This is a genomic window from Kocuria marina, from assembly GCA_014652975.1.
GTDB lineage: Bacteria > Actinomycetota > Actinomycetes > Actinomycetales > Micrococcaceae > Kocuria > Kocuria marina.
In genome coordinates this window covers 15,584-34,472 of the sequence record BMZV01000007.1, presented here as the reverse complement: position 1 = coordinate 34,472, position 18,889 = coordinate 15,584, and the positions used below count along the sequence as shown (strand labels likewise).

Genomic DNA, 18,889 nt, shown 5'->3' with positions numbered 1-18,889 from the left:
TCAGTCCTCCCATTGCAGGTCGTCCAGGGCATCCAGGACGCGCTCGGAGCTCGGGATGTGGTGGTGCTCGAAGGACGGCGAGGGGTAGGGGATGTCGAATCCCGTGACCCGCAGCACCGGTGCGGCGAGCGAGTGGAAGCAGCGTTCCTGGGTGCGCGCGGCGATCTCCGAGGCCACAGACGCGAAGCCCTGGGCCTCGGCCACGACCACGGCGCGCCCGGTCTTGCGCACCGAGGCGGCCACGGTCTTGTCGTCGTAGGGGACCACGGAGCCCAGGTCCACGACCTCCACGGACATCCCGTCCCGGGCGGCTTCCTCGGCTGCGGCCAGGCACACGGGCACGGACGGCCCGTAGCTGATCAGGGTCGCGTCACTGCCTTCGCGGGCGACGACGGCGTGGCCCTCCCGGCGCGGCAGCGTCCCGTTCTCGTACTGCGAGCGCAGCTCGTCCAGGTCCACCTGCGCGGTGGACCAGTACAGCCGCTTGGGCTCGAAGAACACCACGGGGTCCGGCGAGTCGATCGCCTCGCGCAGCATCACGTAGGCGTCCGTCACGGAGGCCGGGGTGAAGACCTTCAGCCCCGGGGTGTGCGCGTAGTAGGACTCGGAGGAGTCGCAGTGGTGTTCCACACCGCCCACGCCACCGCCGTAGGGGATGCGGATGACCAGGGGCATGGGCAGCTTGCCGCGGGTCCGGTTGTGCATCTTGGCCACGTGGGAGGCCACCTGCTCGAACGCGGGGTACGCGAACGCGTCGAACTGCATCTCCGCGACCGGGCGCATGCCGTTCATGGCCATGCCCACCGCGGTGCCGATGATCCCCGACTCCGCGAGCGGGGTGTCGAAGCAGCGCTCGCGGCCGAAGCGCGCGGTCAACCCGTCCGTGATGCGGAAGACCCCGCCCAGGGTCCCCACGTCCTCACCGAAGACCACGACCTCCCGGGACGCCTCCATGGCGTCCGCGAGTGCGGTGTTCAGCGCCTTGGCGAAACTGACTTTCGAAACGCTCATCACGCCTCCTCTCGGGAGAGCTCGTCGGCCAGCTGAGCGGCTTGTTCGCGCAACTGGGTCGTGGGTTCGTGGTAGACGAAGCGGAACAGGTCCTGGGGATCCAGTTCCGGCTTGGAGGCCATGGCCTCGCGCAGCCGCTTGGCCATGGCCTCGGCGTGCTCCGAGATCCGTTGGGACGCGGCGTCGTCCAGCGCACCCTGGTCGGAGAGGTAGCGCTGCATGCGGGTGATCGGGTCCTTGGCCACCCACTCGCTGACCTCGTCGCGCTCGCGGTAACGGGTGTCGTCGTCCGCGTTGGTGTGCGCTTGCATGCGGTAGGTCATGGCCTCCACGAGCAGCGGACCGCCGCCCTGGCGGCACAGCTCCACGCCGCGGCCCAGGACGGAGAGCAGCGCCGCGAGGTCGTTGCCATCCACGCGCTCGCTGGCCATCCCGTAGCCCACACCCTTGTGGGCCAGGGACGGCGCGCGCGTCTGCGAGGACAGCGGCACGGAGATCGCGTACCCGTTGTTCTGCACCAGGAACAGGACGGGCAGCTGGAAGACGGCCGCGAAGTTCAGGGCCTCGTGGAAGTCCCCCTCCGACGTCGCCCCGTCACCGCACATGGCCAACGTCACCGTGTTCTCGCCGCGCAGCTTGGCGGCGTGGGCCACACCCACGGCGTGCAGCAGCTGCGTGGTCAGCGGAGTGGCCTGGACGGAGACCTTGTACTTGCGGGGGTCGTAGCCGCCGTGCCAGTCCCCGCGGTAGGTGCTCATGACCTCCAGCGGATCCACACCGCGGGACATCACGGCCACGGAGTCACGGTAGGTGGGGAACAACCAATCGTCGTCCTCGAGGCACAGGGCAGCCGCCACCTGGCAGGCCTCCTGGCCGTGGCTGGACGGGTAGACCGCCATGCGGCCCTGTCGCACGAGCGCCATGTTCTGGTCGTTGATGCGCCGGCCCACCACGAGCTTCTCGTAGGCGTCCAGCAGGCGGGAGTTCTCCGGCATGGGGTACTCGTGGCCGGGCTCCTGACCCTGCTCGGACTCCGGGACCGCGCTGCCGTCGGGGTTCAGCAGCCGGATCTCGCTGCTCGCGGGCAGCATGTACTGCTCGGGGGTGATCCCGAAGTTTTTGGAGGCCTCCACCGCCGGATTCACGGACGGGGTGTGCTCCTGGGCGGCGGATTCGCCACCGGCGGGGGTGGGCTCGCTCATGGTGCGTCCCTTTCTTCTCTGTGTGGAAGTCGGTGGTGCCCGGCACCTCGTTCCGCGGCAGCGCGCAGCGAAGGGCGGGGTGGACACATCGTCCGCACAGTATGAAAAATTCGGCCGCCTCGTCTCCACACCGGGGGAAATTCGTGGACGAACGGTGATTCTGGGGCGCTCTCATGGACAATATGCTTGGTAGTGACGTGCGTCATGCTGCTTCGTCTACCGCGTCGCGTCCGGTGACGACGGCGCTCGGCGCGGCGTCGTCGTCACCCCCGAAGCGCGCGGGCCGTCGCGAAGGGGCGTGAGGCCCATGGTCATGGAGCGCGAGGCCCATGACGAGAGACCGCGGGGCACGATGACAGAGAAGGAGTACCGGATGGCGGAGCGGGAGCGCCCCGAACTGGACGACACGGATCGACGGATCCTGGAGGAACTCTCGGCGGACGCACGGCAATCGGTGACCGCGCTCGCGGCCAAGGTCCACATCTCCCGCGCGCACGCCTACGAGCGCATCCGCAGGCTGCACGAACAAGGCGTGGTGCTGCGCTACACCGCGGTGATCGATCCCGCGCGGGCGGGGCTTGAGGCCTCGGCATACGTGACAGTGCGGTTGAAGCAGAACACGTGGCCGTCCCTGTGCGTGAAGCTGCGCAAGATCCCCCAGGTGCAGCACATCGCACTGGTGGGTGGCACGTTCGACGTCATGCTCCTCGTGCGCGCCCGGGGCACGGCGGAACTGCGGGAGGTGATCTTCGACCGCATCCAGCCCATGCCGGAGGTCGTGGACACGCAGACGTTCCTGATCTTCGAGGACGTGGACGTCCGCGGGTGACGGAGCCCTGCCCGTGGGTGGCGTCGGATGCTCGGCATACGATCGACATGGATGGGGTGGCCGCCGCGGTCATCCACGGATCGTTCACGGTTGGGAGTTCGCATGACTGAGACCGCACGGCTCGCCCTGGTCACGGGAGCCACGGGATACATTGGCGGCCAGGTGGCCCAGGAACTGTTGCAGCGGGGGTGGCGGGTGCGCCTGCTCAGCCGCAGTGCGGAGAAGGTGCGCGACCTCCCCTGGGGGGACGCTGTCGTCCCCGATGGGCAGAGCGCAGAACCCGGCCGCGCGGAAGTGGTGGAGGGGGACGCCTCGGACGCGAGCGACGTCGCCCGCGCCCTGAAGGACGTGGACGTCGCGTGGTACCTGCTGCACTCCATGGGCGACTCCGAGAACTTCGTACAGGAAGAAGTGGAGATGGCGGAGACGTTCGCGCGGGCCGCTCACGACGCCCACGTGCAGCGGATCGTCTACCTGGGGGGACTGCACCCCACGGACGAACCGGTCGAGCAACTGTCCGATCACCTGCGTTCGCGCGTGGAGGTGGGGCAGGCGCTCATGGACTCCGGGGTGCCCACTGCGGCGCTGCAGACGGGTGTGGTGATCGGGGACGAGTCCTCGTCCTTCATCATGATCCGTCACCTCTCCGAGCGACTGCCGGGTGCAATCGCCCCCAAGTGGGTGCGCAACCGGATCCAGCCGATCGCCGTGGCGGATGTGGTGCACTACCTCGCGGGGGCGGCGGACCTGCCGTCGGACGTGAACCGCACGTTCGACGTGGGCGGTCCGGACGCCATCGAGTACGCGGACATGCTGGACCAGTACGCCCGGGCTGTGGGCAAGGGCGGGCGGTTCATGCTCACCGCGCCCGTGACCACCGCCGAGCTCGCGGCGTACTGGATCGGGCTGGCGACCCCCATCAGCTCCCGGCTCGCGCGGCCTCTGATCGGTAGCCTCCAGCACGACACCGTGCTGCACGAACGGGACCTGGACGATTACATCGGTGCCCCGGAGGGCGGGCACACGTCCTTCGCCGACGCGGTGCGCGCCGCCGTGAAGAACGAGGACCTCGGCCGGTGGCGCCGCGTCTTCCTGACCACCGCGGGGGCCGTGGCGGCCACGGCGGTGGCCGGTTCCCTGGCGACCGACCCCGGTTCGCGGTGGTACCGCACACTGCGCAAGCCCCGGTTCCAGCCCCCGGCCTGGCTGTTCCCCGTGGCATGGACGGCTCTGTACGCGGACATCGCCGCGGTGGGCGCGCTGTCCATCGCGGATCTCGGGGAGAAGAAGCAGGAGAAGGAGAAGCGCGCCTACATCGCCGCGCTCGGGACCAACCTGGTGCTCAACGCCGGGTGGAGCATCCTGTTCTTCCACCGCAAGCAGCTCACCGCGTCTTCCGTGGAGTCTGTCCTGTTGACACTCAGCAGCGCGGACCTGGTGCGCCGTAGCGCAAAGGTGTCCCCCGAGAAGGGCGCTGTGCTCAGCCCGTACGCGGGCTGGACCGCGTTCGCCGCCGTCCTGACCAACACCCTCCGAGCACTCAATCGGCGCAGGAAGTGATGATGTGAGCGAGTACCGGGTCAGCCCCTACGGGGACGCCACCCAGGCCACGCGCAAGCGCACCGTGTGGGTCGTGATCATCACGGGCCTCCTGGCCGCCGCAGGTCTCGCGTGGTCCCTGCGCATCCCCGCCGGGGACCCGTGGTTCACCCCCGCAACCTTCATCCTCGCGGGGGTATACATCATGGGCAGTTCGATCGCCGTGCGGATGACGGGGGAGCGCCTGCCCTGGAAGGTCACCCCCAAGGGCTTGCGGGACGCGGTGATCGGAGGTCTGCTGCTGGCGGCGCTTTTCATCGCGGGCGGTTTCATGGTGCGGCTCGTGCCGTTCCTGGCCGGGCCCGTCCACGAACTGCTCAACCACGCCCGCGTGGGGAGCTTGTTCATGGTGGCCCTGACCACCGCGGTCAACGGCGTCGCGGAGGAGACCTACTACCGCGGCGCGCTGTGGCGCGTGCTCCCGCGGGGCCGCCGGATCCTCGTGACCACGATCGCCTATACCGCGGCCACGTCCCTGGCCGGCATCCCCCTGCTTGCGCTCGCTGCCGCCGCACTCGGCGCGTTCGTGGGGTACCTGCGCGAGCGCACGCGCTCCCTGGTCCCCGGGATCGTGACCCACCTGATCTGGTCGCTCACCATGTTGTTCGTGTTGCCGTTCGTGGTGTGACCGGTCCGTCCGTCTCGCGTTCGCTCGCCCTCGGTCGTCCCGCTGCTGCGGAGCTTGCGGGGGCGACGTCGCTGCGGGGCTCTCGCGGTCGACGGCGCGTGCGCGGCAACCACGTGACGACGACGCTGCGGGCGTGCAGCGTCGTCGTCCGTCTCATAGCTCCAACTGCGCCCCGATCATCACCGTGCGCTCGCGCGGGAGGCGGTAGTAGTCGGCGGGGACCGCAGCGTTGTGGCTCATGGCCATGAACAGCAGCTTGAACGGTTTGCGCATGCCCCGGTAGCGGCCCGCGTCCAGGAGGGTGAGCTCGGAGACGAAGTAGCGGGCGGTGTCCGGGTCGATGTCCACCCCGTGATCGCGGGCGATCCGCGGGCCGGCGGGGACGTCCGGGTCGTCCAGGAATCCGTAGTGCAGGGTCAACTGGGTGATGTGATCGGAGTCCGCGCCCGTACGGTCCACCGTGACCGTGTCCTGCGGTGCCACGTGCGGGACGTTGGCGGGAACCGTGCGCACGATGAACACCTTTTCGTGGATGACCCGGTTGAACCGCGCGTTCTCGCTCAGCGCGAGGGGGGTGGGGACCGTGTTGGGGTGCAGGTAGACCGCGGTCCCGGGGACCTCGTTGAGGTGGCCGTTGCGGGCGCGGCGGATGAAGTCGGTGAGCGGGCCTTCCACGTCACTCTGGTAGGCCATCACGATCCGGCGGCCCTTGCGCCACGTGAGCATGCTCGCGCCCATGATCCCGGCGATCGCCAGGGGGAGCCAGCCGCCGTGGAAGAGCTTCACGGTGTTCGCCGCGAAGAACAGCCCCTCGACCACGTAGAGCACCGTGCCGAGCGCGATCAGCCGCCACAGGGGCCAGCGCAGTTTGATGTGTGCATAGACCAGGAACAGCGTGGTGGTCAGCAGGAACGTGCCCGTCACGCCCAATCCGTAGGCGATCGCAAGCCGCTCGGAACTGCGGAACACCACCAGCAGGACGAGCACCCCGATAAACAGGGCCCAGTTCACGCTGGGGATGTAGATCTGCCCCTCCTCGTGCTGACCCGTGTGACGCACGGTCATGTGGGGGAGGTAGCCCAGCCGCTCGGCCTGCCGTGCGGCGGAGAACGCCCCGGAGATCACGGACTGGGAGGCGATCACGGTGGCCATGGTGGCCAGTACGACCAGGGGCAGGCGCGCCCACCCCGGGTGGGGGCCAAGGGCGGCCGCGGCGTCGTCGTTTCCGAGTGGTCGCCGCGGGGCGGCCGAAGAACAGGGGTCGGGGATCAGGCGGGGCGCGTGAACGCGAGCCACATGGTGGGGATGATGTACCGGACGCCGCCTTCTGCGCCACCCACGGCCATGTGGTCCGTGAGTACACCGCTGTAGCTCGCGACCATGAGTCGGGCCACTTCCTGGGGCGGGACCACGAATTCGAGGTGCTGGCTCTCTGCCACGCGTGTGAGGGCCTGTTCGATGGCGCCGTGGACGAGATCCCGGATGGGCACCACGGCCCGGCGCACCTCGGGGGAGCGGAACGCCGCGAGGAACAGCTCCACCCGCACGGCCTGCTGATTGGGGTCGGAGACCCGGTCGGTGATGCCCTGGATGATTCGGGTGACCACGGTTTCCATGTCCAAGCCGGAATCGAGCCATTGGTCCAGTTGGGAATCGAGGGTCTCGGTGAGGTGCCGGGCCAGGTGCTCGAACACCGCGACGGCCAATTCCGTCTTGGTCTCGAAATTGGAGTAGAACGCACCGCGGGTGAAGTTCGCGGCGGCACACAGGTCACTCACGGATGCGCCCTCGATGCCGTGCTCGGCGAAGACCGCGGGGGCGCGTTCGATCAGCTTGAGCCGCGTGGCGCTGCGGGAACGTCTGTCCCGCGCGCCCTGCTGCGTGGCAGGGTCATTCGTGACGGGCCGCGGGCCCTCCGCGAGGTCCGCAGCGGGTGCACCGGGTGCGTCTGTATGGTTGCTCACGTATCCATCGCCTCGTCTTCACATCTCGATACATCAGTGTATCGTGATCAGGAACCCCCAGACACGTCGTGCATTCCTCGCGCCAGGAGAAACCTGTGACACCCAAACACGCTTCCGCCCACTCCCTCCGGGCCCGACTCGGACGGCCTTTCGGCCAGGTCGGGTTCTGGCTGCTGCCCATGCTCGCGATCATCGCCGTGGGCGTGATCGGCACCGCCCTCTACCTGGGAGGCCTGTCCAGCCCGGACAAGCACTTCAAGGAGTTCCCCATTGCCGTGGTCAACCAGGACAAGGGCGCGGAGGTGCCCCAGGCCGACGGCAAGGCCAGCCAGGAGAACCTGGGCAAGGACCTCGTCCAGAAGTTCGCGGACAAGGCCGCGGAGGAGGACAAGATCGACCTCCGGCAGCTCAGCATCGACGAGGTACGGGAACAGTTGGATCGCGGTGAGCTCTACGCCGCCGTGGTGGTGCCCGAGTCCTTCTCCGAGGACACCGTGAGTCTCATCGAGGGGTCCCTCACCCGGGATAACGCCGCGCGCCCCGAGGTCACGGTCTACACGGACCCCCAGGCCGGGTCCCTGGGCACCCGACTGGCCACGGGCGCCGTGGAACCCGGTGTGCGCGAGGCCAGCAAGAAGCTCGGCGAGCAGCTCACGGATTCCGTGGCACCCGCCGAGGACCAGGCCTACAACAAGGTGCTCCAGCAGCTGCAGCAGTCCCAGCAGCAGCAGTCCCAGCAGCTCCAGCGCCAGGCCGCGCAGGGCGGGCCCGAGGTCCAGCAGTTCGCGCAGCAGGTGCAGAAGTCCCAGGAGGGCTCCGCCGAGCAGATCGCCAAGGAGCTCTCACCCACCGTCAGCTCGGTGGCCAAGGACACCCTCAAGGACCCCGTGAATATGGTGTCCAAGGCATACAACGACCTCCCCGAGGGCACCGCCCTGGGCATGAGCGCGTTCTACTACTCGATCCTGCTGCTGGTGGTCGGCTTCTCCGGCTCCGTGGCGCTCAATCTGCTCATGGATGGGCGCATGGGCATGGCCCCGTTCGAGATGGGGCCGTTCTTCAAGGACTACGAGCGGGCCGTGCTGCCCCGCCCCGTGGGCTACCTCATGAAGTGGCTGACGTTCGTGGTCGCGGCCGCCCCGGCCTCCGCGCTCATGATGTGGGTGGCGTCCACGGTGGGCATGCCCGTGCCACACGGGTTCCTCGTGTTCCTGCTCGGGTGGCTCGCAATGTCCACGGTCTCGGCCATCGTCCTGGCGCTGATCTCCGTGGGCGGCAGCGTGGGGATGCTGCTGTGCCTGGTCTACCTCGTCTTCATGGGCCTGCCCTCCGCGGGCGCCGTGGTCCCGTTGGAGGCGGTTCCCGGATTCTTCCGTGCGATCGCCCCGATCGAGCCCTTGCATCACATCTTCACGTCCATCCGCTCCGCGCTGTTCTTCGACGCGATCCCGGAGGCCGGTCTGACCACCGGGCTGATCGGGCTGTTCGTCATGCTCGCCCTCGCCCTGCTCGTGGGTGTGCTGGGCGGTTGGGGCTACGACAAGTGGGTGGGTCTGCGCGGCTCCGCCGGCGGCGGCAAGCACAGCGCCCGTGCCGCGGCATCCGACGGGGAGAAACCTCTCCCTGAGACTGCGGATAACCCCTCCGTGCCGGACGGCGCCTCCGCCTAGGCTGGAGCCAGGACACGACCAGTGAGCTTTCCCGGCTCGGACACCACGGAGATGACATGAGCTACGAACCGCAGCAACCGCGTCCCGACTACCGCTCGCAGGGACCCACGGGCCCCGGCGGGCCCGACCCTCGCGGCCAGCAGTACGCCCAGGGCGGCCCGCACGCCCAGGGTCCCAACGGCTACCGCGCGGGTTCCTCCGGGCCCCGGGACGACGAGCGCACCGTGGCCGTGCTGACCCACCTCGCGGGCCCGATCGCCGCGATCGTCTCCGTGGGCTGGCTCGGCTTCCTGGGCCCGCTCATCGTGTGGTTCATCTACAAGGACAAGAGCCCGTTCCTGCGGTCGGCCGCCGCGGGCGCGTTCAACTTCAACGTGACCATGTGGCTCGTCAACCTGGTGGGCTGGGTCCTGCTGTTCACGGTGATCCTCTCGCCCGTGGGGTTGCTGCTGATCGCCGCGTACTGGGTCCTGTTGCTCGTGTGCCACATCATGGCCGCGGTCAGGGCCGGCCGGGGCGTGGTGTACCGCTATCCCATGCAGCTGCCGATCCTGCGCTGAGCGCGCCGCACCCGCGGAGGGTGAGCCGCTCCTCAACTGCTGAGGCAGCGCGAAGCCGTTAATGGAAATCGAGGCATCGAGAAGCCACTTCGGTCCGTCCGAAGTGGCTTTTCGCTACCCAGAATCTCGGGCATGGTCTGGGGATGCCTCGGACATTGCCGCCGCGCCGTCAGTTGTCCGACGGTTCGCTGGGCAGATTGTTGAACAACCTATAGGATGCCTTCATTGCACGAATGTGTCCCCGCTCACGTGACCCCTTGGATGGAAGCATGTCCTCTGTCAGTCCCAGCCCGCAGCCCGGCGAGTCCGTGACCGAGGGCGGGAAAACGCCCCAGCGCACCACCGGGCACCGCAGTGCCCTGTTGGGGGCCATGTTCCTCATGGCCACGAGTGCCATCGGGCCCGGTTTCATCACCCAGACCACCGTCTTCACGGTGCAGTTGGGCGCTGCCTTCGCGTTCGCCATCCTGATCTCGATCCTCGTGGACATCGCCGTGCAGCTGAACGTGTGGCGGGTCATCGGGATCTCGGGTCGCCGGGCGCAGGAACTGGCCGGGAGGGTGTTGCCCGGTGCCGGGGCGGTGCTCGCGGCGCTGGTCTTCCTGGGCGGTGCGGTCTTCAACATCGGCAACATCGCGGGAACCGGTCTGGGCCTCAACGCCATGTTGGGCCTGGATCCCAAGATCGGCGGGGGGATCTCCGCCGCGATCGCCGTGTTGATCTTCCTCTCGAAGCGCGCGGGACTCGCGCTGGACCGCATCGTGGTGCTGTTGGGCGCCGTCATGATCCTGCTCATGCTGTACGTGGCCATCGTGGCGGCTCCGCCCGTGGGGGAGGCGCTGAAGAACACGGTGTTGCCGGAGCGGATCGACTTTCTGGTGATCACCACGCTGATCGGCGGCACGGTGGGCGGGTACATCACGTACTCCGGCGCGCACCGCATGATCGACTCGGGAGTCACCGGTGTGGAGAGCGTCCGGGAGATCACGCGCAGTTCCGTGCTGGGCATCCTGGTCACGTGCGTGATGCGTGTGTTGTTGTTCCTCGCGATCTTCGGCGTGGTGGCCGGCGGCGTCTCCCTCACGAGCGACAACATGGCGGCGGAGGCCTTCGGTGCCGCGGCCGGTGAGATCGGTGTACGGATCTTCGGTGTGGTGCTGTGGGCCGCGGCGCTGACCTCGGTCATCGGGGCCGCGTTCACGTCCATCTCCTTCGTGACCTCGTCCCAGGGCAAGCCGCGCACCCGGAACCTGCTCACCGTGGCCTTCATCGCGGTGTGCGCGGTGGTCTACTTCTTCCTGGGCCAGGCACCGCAGACCCTGCTCATCTTCGCCGGTGCCTTCAACGCCCTGATCCTGCCCTTCGGTTTCGCCATCCTGTTGTGGGTCGCATGGCGTCGCAGGGATCTGCTGCACGGCTACCGCTACCCGGTGTGGTTGCTCGTGGTGGGTGTCCTCGCCTGGCTGCTCACGGTGTATCTCGCGTGGAACTCCCTGGCGGGCCTCGCGAAGCTCTGGTCCTGATCCCGCCCACCCGAACCGTCAGGTCAGGTGCGCGAGGATCTCGTTCCGTGCCGCGGTCAGGGACTCCCTGAGTAGGTGCATGGCCCGGTCACGGTCGCCGGACTCGAGGGATCGCAGCACCTGGGTATTGCGCACCGCGTAGCGCGCGTGGAACTGCGGATCCGTGGACATCGCGTGGAACACCAGCCGCATCCGCGCCGACAACAGATCCATGACCGCGACCAGCTCCGCCGAACCGGACGACGCCACGAGCTCCCGGTGGAAGCCCTGGTTCGCATCCGCCATGGCCGTCACGTCCCCGGCATCCCGGGCGGCGAGCGCCGAGGTGGTGAGCGCACTCAGCCGGGACAGCGACTGCGGATCGGGCGCACCCCACAGCACGGTGCCCGGCTCCAGGACGCAGCGGGCGGCGTAGAGGTCGCGGACGTCGTCGGCGTCGGGCTGTGCAACGAACACACCCCGGTGCGCGATCCGATCCACGAGGCGCTCCGCCGCCAACATGGTGAACGCCTCGCGCAAGGTGTTGCGCGAGACCCCCAGCTCTCGGGCCACGGCCTGTTCCGAGAGTTTCGCTCCCGGGGGCAGTTGGCCGTTCGAGATGCGGGCGCGCAACTGCCGGGCCGCGTGGGCGCTCGCCTGGGCGTTCTCACGCGGCTCGACGGCCGTCACGCGATCTCTCCCAGCGTCTGCCCCTTGCGCACTGCGGACCCCTCCGCCAGGTCCGCCCGGGTCAGCGTGCCGGAGCGATGAGCGCGGACGGGCGTCTCCATCTTCATCGCCTCCAGCGTGAGGACGGTGTCGCCCTCGGCCACCTCGGCGCCGTCCTGCATGGCCCACGTCACGACCGTCCCGTTCATGGGCGCCACCAGGCTCGTTCCTGCCGAGTCCTCATTGTGCGACGACGCCGCCCCGGTTTCTGCCCCCGCTCCCGCGGTCTCACCGGACCGCGGTTCAGCGCCCCCGGATGCCGAAGCGGACCCGGAACCTGCGACGGACCCGCCACCCAGGAGGGCGGCGGCAAGGTCTGCGGGCAGGCCCAGTTGATGGGCGCGCCCGTCGATCTCCACCGTGACCGTGGTGCGCGCGCCGACCCCTGGCGCCACGTACGGGGAGGCCTCCAGCTCTGGTGCGAACTCGTCCTCGATCCACGTGGTGTACACCTCCACCCCGTCCGGGGACGTGAACGCGGGCGCCTCCAGGACCGCGCGGTGGAACGGGACCACGGTGGGCACCCCGCGGATCACGAGTTCCCGCAGTGCGGCGCGCGAGCGCACGAGGGTCTGCTGCCGGTCCTCTCCCCACACGATGAGTTTGGCCAGGAGGGAGTCGTACTCGGCGGGCACCACGGATCCGGAACGCACTCCGGTGTCCATGCGCACCCCCGCGCCCGTGGGGGCCTCGAACGTCTCCACCGTGCCGGGCGTGGGGAGGAAGCCGAGGGCCGGGTCCTCCGCATTGAGTCGGAACTCGAACGCGTGCCCCCTCGGTTGCGGGTCCTCGGTGAGGCTCAGCGCCAGACCGTCGGCCACGCGGAACTGTTCCCGCACGAGGTCCACGCCCGCCGTCTGCTCCGTGACGGGGTGTTCCACCTGCAGCCGCGTGTTGACCTCCAGGAAGGAGATCAGCCCGTCCGGGGCCACGAGGTACTCGACCGTGCCCGCTCCGGTGTACCCGGCCTCCCGGCAGATGGCACGGGCGGATTCGTGGATGGTCGTGCGCTGCTCATCGGTCAGGAACGGCGCAGGGGCCTCCTCCACGAGCTTCTGGTTCCGCCGCTGCAGCGAGCAGTCCCGCGTGCCCACCACGATCACGGAACCGTGGGTGTCCGCGATGACCTGGGCCTCCACGTGGCGGGGCTTGTCCAGGAAACGCTCCACGAAACATTCACCCCGCCCGAACGCCGACGTCGCTTCGCGCACCGCCGCGTCGAACGCGGCGTCGATCTCGTCCATGGTCCTGGCCACGCGCATCCCACGACCACCACCGCCGAAGGCGGCCTTGATGGCGATGGGCAGTCCGTGCTCCTCGGCGAATGACCGGGCCGCAGCGGCGTCGTCCACGGGACCGTCCGTGCCGGGGACCAGGGGAGCGCCGGCGCGCACGGCGATGGCGCGGGCGGTGACCTTGTTGCCCAGTTCGCGGATGACCCGGGCGGACGGCCCGATCCACGTGAGGCCGGCATCCGCCACGGCCTGGGCGAAGTCCGCGTTCTCGGACAGGAACCCGTAGCCCGGGTGCACGGCGTCCGCGCCGGAACGGGAGGCCACGGCGAGCAGACGGTCGATATGCAGGTAGGTGTCCGCGGGGGCGGAACCGGGCAGGGCGTAGGCCTCGTCGGCCGTCTGCACGTGGAAGGCGTCGGCGTCGGGTTCGGAGTACACGGCCACCGAGGTCAGGCCGGCGTCCGCGCACGCCCGCGCGATCCGCACCGCGATCTCCCCGCGGTTGGCGATCAGGACCTTCTTCATGGTGTGTCTCCTGCGGTGTCGAATGCCGGGTGGCGCGGGTCGGTGAACGTGAAGCGGACCGTGCTGCCCGGGGGTAGTTGGGCGGAGAGGGGGAGGTCCTCCGGGAGCACGACCCCGATCACGGGATAGCCGCCCGTCACGGGATGGTCGGCCAGGAAGAGCACGGGAACCCCCGAGTGGGGAACCTGCAGGGAACCGGCCACCACACCCTCGCTCGACAGTTCGCCCTCGCGGGAACGCTCGAGCGGCGGGCCCTCGGTGGGTTCCTCGAAGCGCACCCCCACACGATTGGACTGCTCGCTCACGACCCAGTCCCGGGAGAGGAACGTCTCGATTGCCTCCGGGGTGAACCAGTCGTCGCGGGGACCCGGGCTCACACGCAGTGTGACGGTCTCGTCGGGAGCGGGGAGGGTGACCGCCGGTGGCTCCGGCAGGCCCACGGCTCTGCCCGCGGCAACTTCGAGGACCGGGAGTTCGTCACCGGCGCTCAACGGGTCTGGTCCGATCCCGGACAGCACGTCCGTGGAGCGGCTTCCCAGGACCTCGGGCACGTCGATCCCACCGCGGACTGCCAGATAAGTGCGCAGGCCTCTGCCCGGGGCGCCCAGGGTGAGGCGCTCGCCGTCGTACAGGGCGAACGGAGCGTGACACGTGACGGCGCGTCCGCCGAGGGGTCCCTCGATCCGGGCCGGAGTGGGCGCGCCACTGAGGGCCAGCACGTGGTGCCCGCGGGCCGTGACGGACAGCCCACCCAGCAGCGACTCGATCACGGCGGCCTCGGGCGAATTGCCCACCAGCCGGTTGGCCTGCTCGGCCGACGCGCGGTCCGCCGCGCCGGAGGCCACCACGCCCAGGTCGCCTCGGCCGGGTCTGCCGCCGTCCTGGGGCAGGGACTGCATCCCGGGATCCTCGATCACCAGGGCGTGTGTCCGCTCCCGGCGCGACGCTGGTAGTGCCGTCTCCGAGGACACCGTCACGAGTTCGCGCACCGCCCGGTAGCGCACGGTGTCACCCGGTCGGATCAGGGCGGGCTCCTCCCGGTCCACGTCCCACAGCGGCGCGTCCGTGTGACCGATCAGCTGCCAACCCCCGGGGGAACGCCGTGGGTAGACGGCCGAGAAGCGTCCCGCGAGCGCCACGGACCCGGCCGGCACCGCGGTGCGCGGCGAGTCCCTGCGCGGCACCTCGAGCGGATCGCCGTCGGCCACAAGGTACGCGAATCCCGGCGCGAACCCGCCGAACGCCGCCGTCCAGCCGGTTCCCGTGTGCGCCTCGATCACGCCGCGCTCGCCGAGCCCGGTCAGCTTTCCCACGGCGGCCAAATCCTCGCCGTCGTAGACCACGTCGATCGCCACGTCCTTACCCGCGGCCGGTTCGGTGGAATCGAGCCGGATGTCGACGACGTCGCTCACGGCCCTCCGCGCCGCGGCGGGAGTTGTGAAGGTCAGCAACACGGTCTCCGCGGCGGCCAGGACATCGAGCTGACCCGGGTACGGATGGGCACTCAGGTGGGCATGCAGCCGCATCACGTGCTCGAGCGAGGGGCACTCGATCAGGAAGGCCCGCGTGCCGGCCCAGCGCAGACCCGTCCGCGGCGGGGTGGCCGTGTCGGGTGCTGCCGATGAGGACGTGGCAGGCGCGGTGGCTCGGTCCCGGGGTGCGGTGCGCGGCGCGCCGGATCCGCTCTGCGTCACGTTGGCGGCTCGTGGAGTGGCCGGGGAGGGCACGCCCGCGCCGTCGTGGGCGGTGCCCGGACCGGGCGTCGTCGAATCGCGGCCGCTCACACGAACGACCGGATCGTGATGCCCGCGCGCTCCAGACCCGCGCGGACCTCGGCGGCCATGGCTGCGGACCCGGGGGTGTCCCCGTGCACGCAAATGCTCTCGGTGGCGAGGTGCACTGTGGAGCCGTCCACCGCGGTCAGCGTGCCGTGTTCGGCCAGGCGGATCATGCGCTCGGTGACCTGGGCGGCGTCGTGCAACACAGCGCCTGGCTCGCGGCGGGAGACCAGCGTGCCCTCGGGGGTGTACCCACGGTCGGCGAATGCCTCGGCCACCCCACGCAGTCCCGCTCGCTCGGCCTTGTCCAGGGCCACGGAACCGGGCAGCAGCAGCAACGGGAGGTCACCGCCGAACGCCTTGACCGCGTCCACGACCGCCTGCGCGTGTGCCTCGTGGTGGACGATCGTGTTGTACAGCGCCCCGTGGGGTTTGACGTATTTGATGGTCGTGCCGACCGAGCGCGCCATCGCCTCGAGTGCACCCATTTGGTAGAGCACGTCATCGGCGAGTTCGGTGGGGGAGCAGTCCAGGAACCGTCGGCCAAAACCGGCCAGGTCCCTGTACGCCACGTGGGCGCCCACGGTGACTCCTGCGGCCACCGCGTCCCGGCACGTCTGTGCCATGGTGCCCGGGTCCCCGGCGTGGAACCCGCAGGCCACGTTGGCGGAGGAGACGGAACGGAAGATGGCGGCGTCGTCGCCCATGTGCCAGTTGCCGAACGACTCGCCCACGTCGCTGTTCAGATCGATGACCGTCATGCGTGACCTCCGTCTCAGTACCGAGTTCCAGAATGCCGCACGCGGGAGGATTGTTCAACAATCTAGTGCGAATGACCTTCGAACTCCTCGGCCTCCAGGATCCGCGGAAGCGTGTTGACGGGGATGAGCACCACGTCGCGAATCTTCCAGTCCAGTGCCAGCAACTGCTTGCGGGCGGCGTCCAGCCGATCGGGAGTCGCGACATCCGGGGTGCGGGGAACCACGAATCCCTCGACCTGGAACACCTGACCCTCGTCGCGTACGCGTGCGGCACCCACGCGCGCCCACTCCAGCTGTCGGAGGAAGGCGTCCACGTCCGCGTTGAGCGGGTGAGGCTCCTTGTTGTCCACGGTGGTGGGACGGGCATCCGCGAGCCCGGCCACGGCGGCGCGGAGGTTCGTGATCCCGTCCCTGAGGATGGACACGGCGATCACGATGGCCGCCACGGCGTCCGCCCACCACCACCCCAGGCCGATCCCGATCACACCCGCGGTGGCCGCGGCGGAGGTCATCCAATCCGCCTTGTTCATGTCCGCGTCCGCGAAGAGCACCTTGTTGTGCAACGGTGTCGCGAGTTTCAACTTCATGCGCCCCAGGATCACCGGCGGGATGCCCGTGACAACCAGGACCCCGATCATCAACCAGCCGAGCCACACCGTGGTGCCGAACAGCTGGATCCCGCCGATGGACGGGTGCTCCGCCGTGATGAGTTTGCTGCCCGAGTCGACGATCAGATATGTCCCCATGACCAGCAGCGCGGTGGCCGAGACCAGGTGGGCCATCCCCACGGAGCGGTGATGGCCGAAAGGGTGCTTCGCGGTGGCCGGGCGGCGGGTGATCCGTACGCCGACCAGGAACGCAATGGGCGGGATGAAGGACAATAGGTCCTCGACCCATGCCGTCTTCATGGCCTGCGAGTTCCCCAGCACGAGGAACACGAGGGTCACCGTGACCGCGAGGGTCCCGAGGGTGATCCATTCCAGGCGCACGGCCCGGGTGAGGGCTCGGGTGATCTCCGGCGGGAGTTGCTCGCCGTCCACCGGGTGGTGTTGCGCGCTCATGACCTGCCTCCGTGGTCGGCGAGGAATGCTTCGAGGTCCAGGAGAAATGCGTTCTCCCCGTTGCGTACCGCCATGACGTGTTTCCGGGTGTCGCCGAACTCGTCGGTGGATTCGGCGTAACCGCGGGTGATGCCCACCTCCGTGTCCCACGGGCTGTCCTTCGTGAGTCCGCCGATGACCAGGTCCAGGTGGCCGTTCTTCAGCTGCTTGACGAGATCCTCCTCGCCACCGGGAGTCCAGGTGAGGTGGGCATTCACGGTCTCGGCGTACTGCCGCACGAGATCCACTTCGGTGCCCGTGGGTGGGTTGGGTCCGAGATCCGTCTCCGGAGGACTGTGTGAGACACCCACACGGAGTTCCCCGTCGGTCACGTGCTCGAGTGTCCCGTGCGGGTCCGCGGGATAGTGACCCGAACACCCGGCCAGCGCAAGAAGCAGGGCCAGGAGAGCAATCAGCCGCCCGATGGGTGATCTCATGGCACCACTGTAGGCCGGAGTACCGTTCGCCACACCCGGATATTTTCCCTGGAATAAATCTCCGCGGCGGCGCATTATATAGGTAATTCAAATTTGAAATATCTACGGAACGGAGCTGCGGCACTCGCGCTGCGGCGTCGTCGACCACAAGCCAAGGAGGCCGACATGCAACTCGGCATCTTCACCATCGGGGACGTGACCCAGGACCCCACCACCGGCAAGACCCCCACCGAGAACGAGCGGATCAAGGCCACCGTGGCCATCGCTCGCAAGGCGGAGGAGGTGGGTATGGACGTGTTCGCCATGGGCCAGCACCACAACCCGCCGTTCGTGGCGCCCGCAAACCCGCCGATCCTCATGGCCCACCTGGCGGCGCAGACCGAGAAGATCCAGCTGGGCACCGCCACCACGCTGATCACCACGACGGACCCCGTGCGCATCGCGGAGGACTACTCGTACGTCCAGCACCTAGCGGACGGGCGCGTGGACCTCACGCTGGGTCGCGGCAACACAGGGCCCGTGTACCCGTGGTTCGGCAAGGACATCCGGCAGGGCATCCCGCTGGCCGTGGAGAACTACCAGCTGCTGTACCGGCTGTGGCGCGAGCAGAGCGTGAACTACTCCGGTCGCTTCCGCACGCCCCTGCAGGGCTTCACAGCCACGCCGCGCCCGCTGGACGACGTCCCGCCGTTCGTGTGGCACGGTTCCATCCGCTCCCCGGAGATCCCGGAGCAGGCCGCATTCTACGGTGACGGGTTCTTCCACAACAACATCTTCTGGAACAAGGAGCACACCGAGCGCATGGTGGACTTCTACCGCCAGCGCTACGAGTACTACGGCCATGGCTCCTACGATCAGGCGATCGTGGGTCTGGGTGGTCAGGTGTTCATGGCCAAGAACTCGCAGGACGCCATGCGTACGTTCCGCCCGTACTTCGACAACGCGCCGGTCTACGGTCACGGCCCGTCGCTCGAGGACTTCACCGAGCAGACCCCGCTGACCGTGGGATCCCCGCAGCAGGTCATCGAGCGCACGTTGTCCTTCCGCGGGTACGCGGGTGACTACCAGCGTCAGCTGTTCCTGGTGGACCACGCCGGCCTGCCGCTCAAGACCGTCCTCGAGCAGATGGACATCCTGGGCGAGGAGGTCGTCCCGGTGCTGCGCAAGGAGTTCGACGCCGCTCGCCCGGCCCACGTGCCCGAGGCCCCCACCCACGAGTCCCTCGTGGCGCGCCACGCCGCGGGCAAGGACCCGATCCCCGGCGGTGGCCCGGATTCGCAGGCCGCGAAGGATCGCGCACAGCAGGCGGAGGCCGCGCAGCGCGACCACGAGAACGCCAAGTAAGTTCACGTACCACGT

General features: G+C 68.9%; 17 protein-coding genes. 7 read left to right on the top strand and 10 right to left on the bottom strand.

The features are described from left to right. Together IE157_RS12080 and IE157_RS12075 are read right to left on the bottom strand one after the other, a co-directional pair. Positions 1–1,011, bottom strand: coding sequence for an alpha-ketoacid dehydrogenase subunit beta (locus IE157_RS12080; protein ID WP_064846846.1), 1,011 nt, complete (start codon positions 1,009–1,011; stop codon positions 1–3). Continuing rightward, a complete protein-coding gene (locus tag IE157_RS12075; protein ID WP_064846845.1) occupies positions 1,011–2,213 on the bottom strand; it encodes a thiamine pyrophosphate-dependent dehydrogenase E1 component subunit alpha in 1,203 nt (400 codons plus the stop codon). The genes IE157_RS12080 and IE157_RS12075 overlap by 1 nt, the downstream gene beginning before the upstream one ends. A gap of 373 nt (positions 2,214–2,586) precedes the next feature. On the opposite strand from IE157_RS12075, the gene IE157_RS12070 reads away from it, so the two are divergent. The 3 genes from IE157_RS12070 (at position 2,587) to IE157_RS12060 (ending at position 5,269) form a co-directional block, all read left to right on the top strand. After that, positions 2,587–3,042, top strand: a complete 456-nt coding sequence (locus IE157_RS12070) for an Lrp/AsnC family transcriptional regulator (RefSeq protein ID WP_064846879.1) — start codon at positions 2,587–2,589, stop codon at positions 3,040–3,042. Positions 3,043–3,144: 102 nt separating this feature from the next. Beyond that, on the top strand, positions 3,145–4,602 hold the full coding sequence (locus tag IE157_RS12065) for a tryptophan-rich sensory protein (RefSeq protein ID WP_193520088.1): 1,458 nt from the start codon (positions 3,145–3,147) through the stop codon (positions 4,600–4,602). A gap of 4 nt (positions 4,603–4,606) precedes the next feature. Then, complete coding sequence (locus IE157_RS12060; protein ID WP_193520087.1) at positions 4,607–5,269, top strand: CPBP family intramembrane glutamic endopeptidase; 663 nt, start codon at positions 4,607–4,609, stop codon at positions 5,267–5,269. A gap of 153 nt (positions 5,270–5,422) precedes the next feature. On the opposite strand, the gene IE157_RS12055 is transcribed toward IE157_RS12060, so the two are convergent. Continuing rightward, positions 5,423–6,565: a KUP/HAK/KT family potassium transporter gene (locus tag IE157_RS12055; protein WP_318281472.1), complete on the bottom strand. Its 1,143-nt coding sequence runs from the start codon at positions 6,563–6,565 to the stop codon at positions 5,423–5,425. After that, positions 6,538–7,233 (bottom strand): TetR/AcrR family transcriptional regulator, encoded by a 696-nt coding sequence (locus tag IE157_RS12050; protein WP_145007178.1) that lies wholly within the window; start codon positions 7,231–7,233, stop codon positions 6,538–6,540. The genes IE157_RS12055 and IE157_RS12050 overlap by 28 nt, the downstream gene beginning before the upstream one ends. Before the next feature lie 95 nt (positions 7,234–7,328). On the opposite strand from IE157_RS12050, the gene IE157_RS12045 reads away from it, so the two are divergent. The 3 genes from IE157_RS12045 (at position 7,329) to IE157_RS12035 (ending at position 10,986) form a co-directional block, all read left to right on the top strand. Continuing rightward, entirely contained in the window at positions 7,329–8,903 is a 1,575-nt protein-coding gene (locus tag IE157_RS12045) for a DUF3533 domain-containing protein (RefSeq protein ID WP_145007180.1), read from the top strand. Between the two features lie 56 nt (positions 8,904–8,959). Beyond that, entirely contained in the window at positions 8,960–9,463 is a 504-nt protein-coding gene (locus IE157_RS12040; protein ID WP_064846399.1) for a DUF4870 domain-containing protein, read from the top strand. A gap of 269 nt (positions 9,464–9,732) precedes the next feature. Further along, complete coding sequence (locus IE157_RS12035; protein ID WP_082943308.1) at positions 9,733–10,986, top strand: NRAMP family divalent metal transporter; 1,254 nt, start codon at positions 9,733–9,735, stop codon at positions 10,984–10,986. 18 nt (positions 10,987–11,004) lie between these two features. Here IE157_RS12035 and IE157_RS12030 read toward each other — a convergent pair whose 3' ends face one another. The 6 genes from IE157_RS12030 to IE157_RS12005 all read right to left on the bottom strand — a co-directional run bounded on the left by IE157_RS12030 (position 11,005) and on the right by IE157_RS12005 (position 17,530). Continuing rightward, positions 11,005–11,655: a GntR family transcriptional regulator gene (locus IE157_RS12030; RefSeq protein WP_064846398.1), complete on the bottom strand. Its 651-nt coding sequence runs from the start codon at positions 11,653–11,655 to the stop codon at positions 11,005–11,007. Continuing rightward, the gene (locus IE157_RS12025) at positions 11,652–13,454 is read right to left on the bottom strand and encodes an acetyl/propionyl/methylcrotonyl-CoA carboxylase subunit alpha (protein WP_145007183.1); all 1,803 of its coding nucleotides are present in this window, start codon (positions 13,452–13,454) and stop codon (positions 11,652–11,654) included. Before IE157_RS12025 ends, IE157_RS12030 begins: the two co-directional genes overlap by 4 nt. Then, a complete protein-coding gene (locus tag IE157_RS12020) occupies positions 13,451–15,238 on the bottom strand; it encodes a 5-oxoprolinase subunit B/C family protein (RefSeq protein ID WP_318281471.1) in 1,788 nt (595 codons plus the stop codon). Before IE157_RS12020 ends, IE157_RS12025 begins: the two co-directional genes overlap by 4 nt. Continuing rightward, positions 15,235–15,993 carry a LamB/YcsF family protein gene (locus IE157_RS12015; protein WP_145007185.1) on the bottom strand — a complete coding sequence of 253 codons (759 nt, stop codon included), beginning with the start codon at positions 15,991–15,993 and terminating at the stop codon, positions 15,235–15,237. The genes IE157_RS12020 and IE157_RS12015 overlap by 4 nt, the downstream gene beginning before the upstream one ends. A 62-nt stretch (positions 15,994–16,055) precedes the next feature. After that, positions 16,056–17,054 carry a cation diffusion facilitator family transporter gene (locus IE157_RS12010; protein ID WP_193520085.1) on the bottom strand — a complete coding sequence of 333 codons (999 nt, stop codon included), beginning with the start codon at positions 17,052–17,054 and terminating at the stop codon, positions 16,056–16,058. Continuing rightward, complete coding sequence (locus IE157_RS12005) at positions 17,051–17,530, bottom strand: transporter substrate-binding domain-containing protein (RefSeq protein WP_193520084.1); 480 nt, start codon at positions 17,528–17,530, stop codon at positions 17,051–17,053. The genes IE157_RS12010 and IE157_RS12005 overlap by 4 nt, the downstream gene beginning before the upstream one ends. Positions 17,531–17,695: 165 nt before the next feature. Here IE157_RS12005 and IE157_RS12000 point away from each other — a divergent pair, with 165 nt between their 5' ends. Continuing rightward, positions 17,696–18,874, top strand: coding sequence for an LLM class flavin-dependent oxidoreductase (locus IE157_RS12000; RefSeq protein ID WP_098055323.1), 1,179 nt, complete (start codon positions 17,696–17,698; stop codon positions 18,872–18,874). Positions 18,875–18,889 lie beyond the last annotated feature (15 nt).

What these genes read in the sequence shown, in the direction of transcription:
- IE157_RS12080 (WP_064846846.1), bottom strand. Translation starts at nt 1,011, where the DNA reads ATGAGCGTTTCGAAAGTCAGTTTCGCCAAGGCGCTGAACACCGCACTC.
- IE157_RS12015 (WP_145007185.1), bottom strand. Translation starts at nt 15,993, where the DNA reads ATGACGGTCATCGATCTGAACAGCGACGTGGGCGAGTCGTTCGGCAAC.
- IE157_RS12000 (WP_098055323.1), top strand. Translation starts at nt 17,696, where the DNA reads ATGCAACTCGGCATCTTCACCATCGGGGACGTGACCCAGGACCCCACC.
- IE157_RS12035 (WP_082943308.1), top strand. Translation starts at nt 9,733, where the DNA reads ATGTCCTCTGTCAGTCCCAGCCCGCAGCCCGGCGAGTCCGTGACCGAG.
- IE157_RS12010 (WP_193520085.1), bottom strand. Translation starts at nt 17,054, where the DNA reads ATGAGCGCGCAACACCACCCGGTGGACGGCGAGCAACTCCCGCCGGAG.
- IE157_RS12075 (WP_064846845.1), bottom strand. Translation starts at nt 2,213, where the DNA reads ATGAGCGAGCCCACCCCCGCCGGTGGCGAATCCGCCGCCCAGGAGCAC.
- IE157_RS12040 (WP_064846399.1), top strand. Translation starts at nt 8,960, where the DNA reads ATGAGCTACGAACCGCAGCAACCGCGTCCCGACTACCGCTCGCAGGGA.
- IE157_RS12070 (WP_064846879.1), top strand. Translation starts at nt 2,587, where the DNA reads ATGGCGGAGCGGGAGCGCCCCGAACTGGACGACACGGATCGACGGATC.
- IE157_RS12025 (WP_145007183.1), bottom strand. Translation starts at nt 13,454, where the DNA reads ATGAAGAAGGTCCTGATCGCCAACCGCGGGGAGATCGCGGTGCGGATC.
- IE157_RS12065 (WP_193520088.1), top strand. Translation starts at nt 3,145, where the DNA reads ATGACTGAGACCGCACGGCTCGCCCTGGTCACGGGAGCCACGGGATAC.
- IE157_RS12005 (WP_193520084.1), bottom strand. Translation starts at nt 17,530, where the DNA reads ATGAGATCACCCATCGGGCGGCTGATTGCTCTCCTGGCCCTGCTTCTT.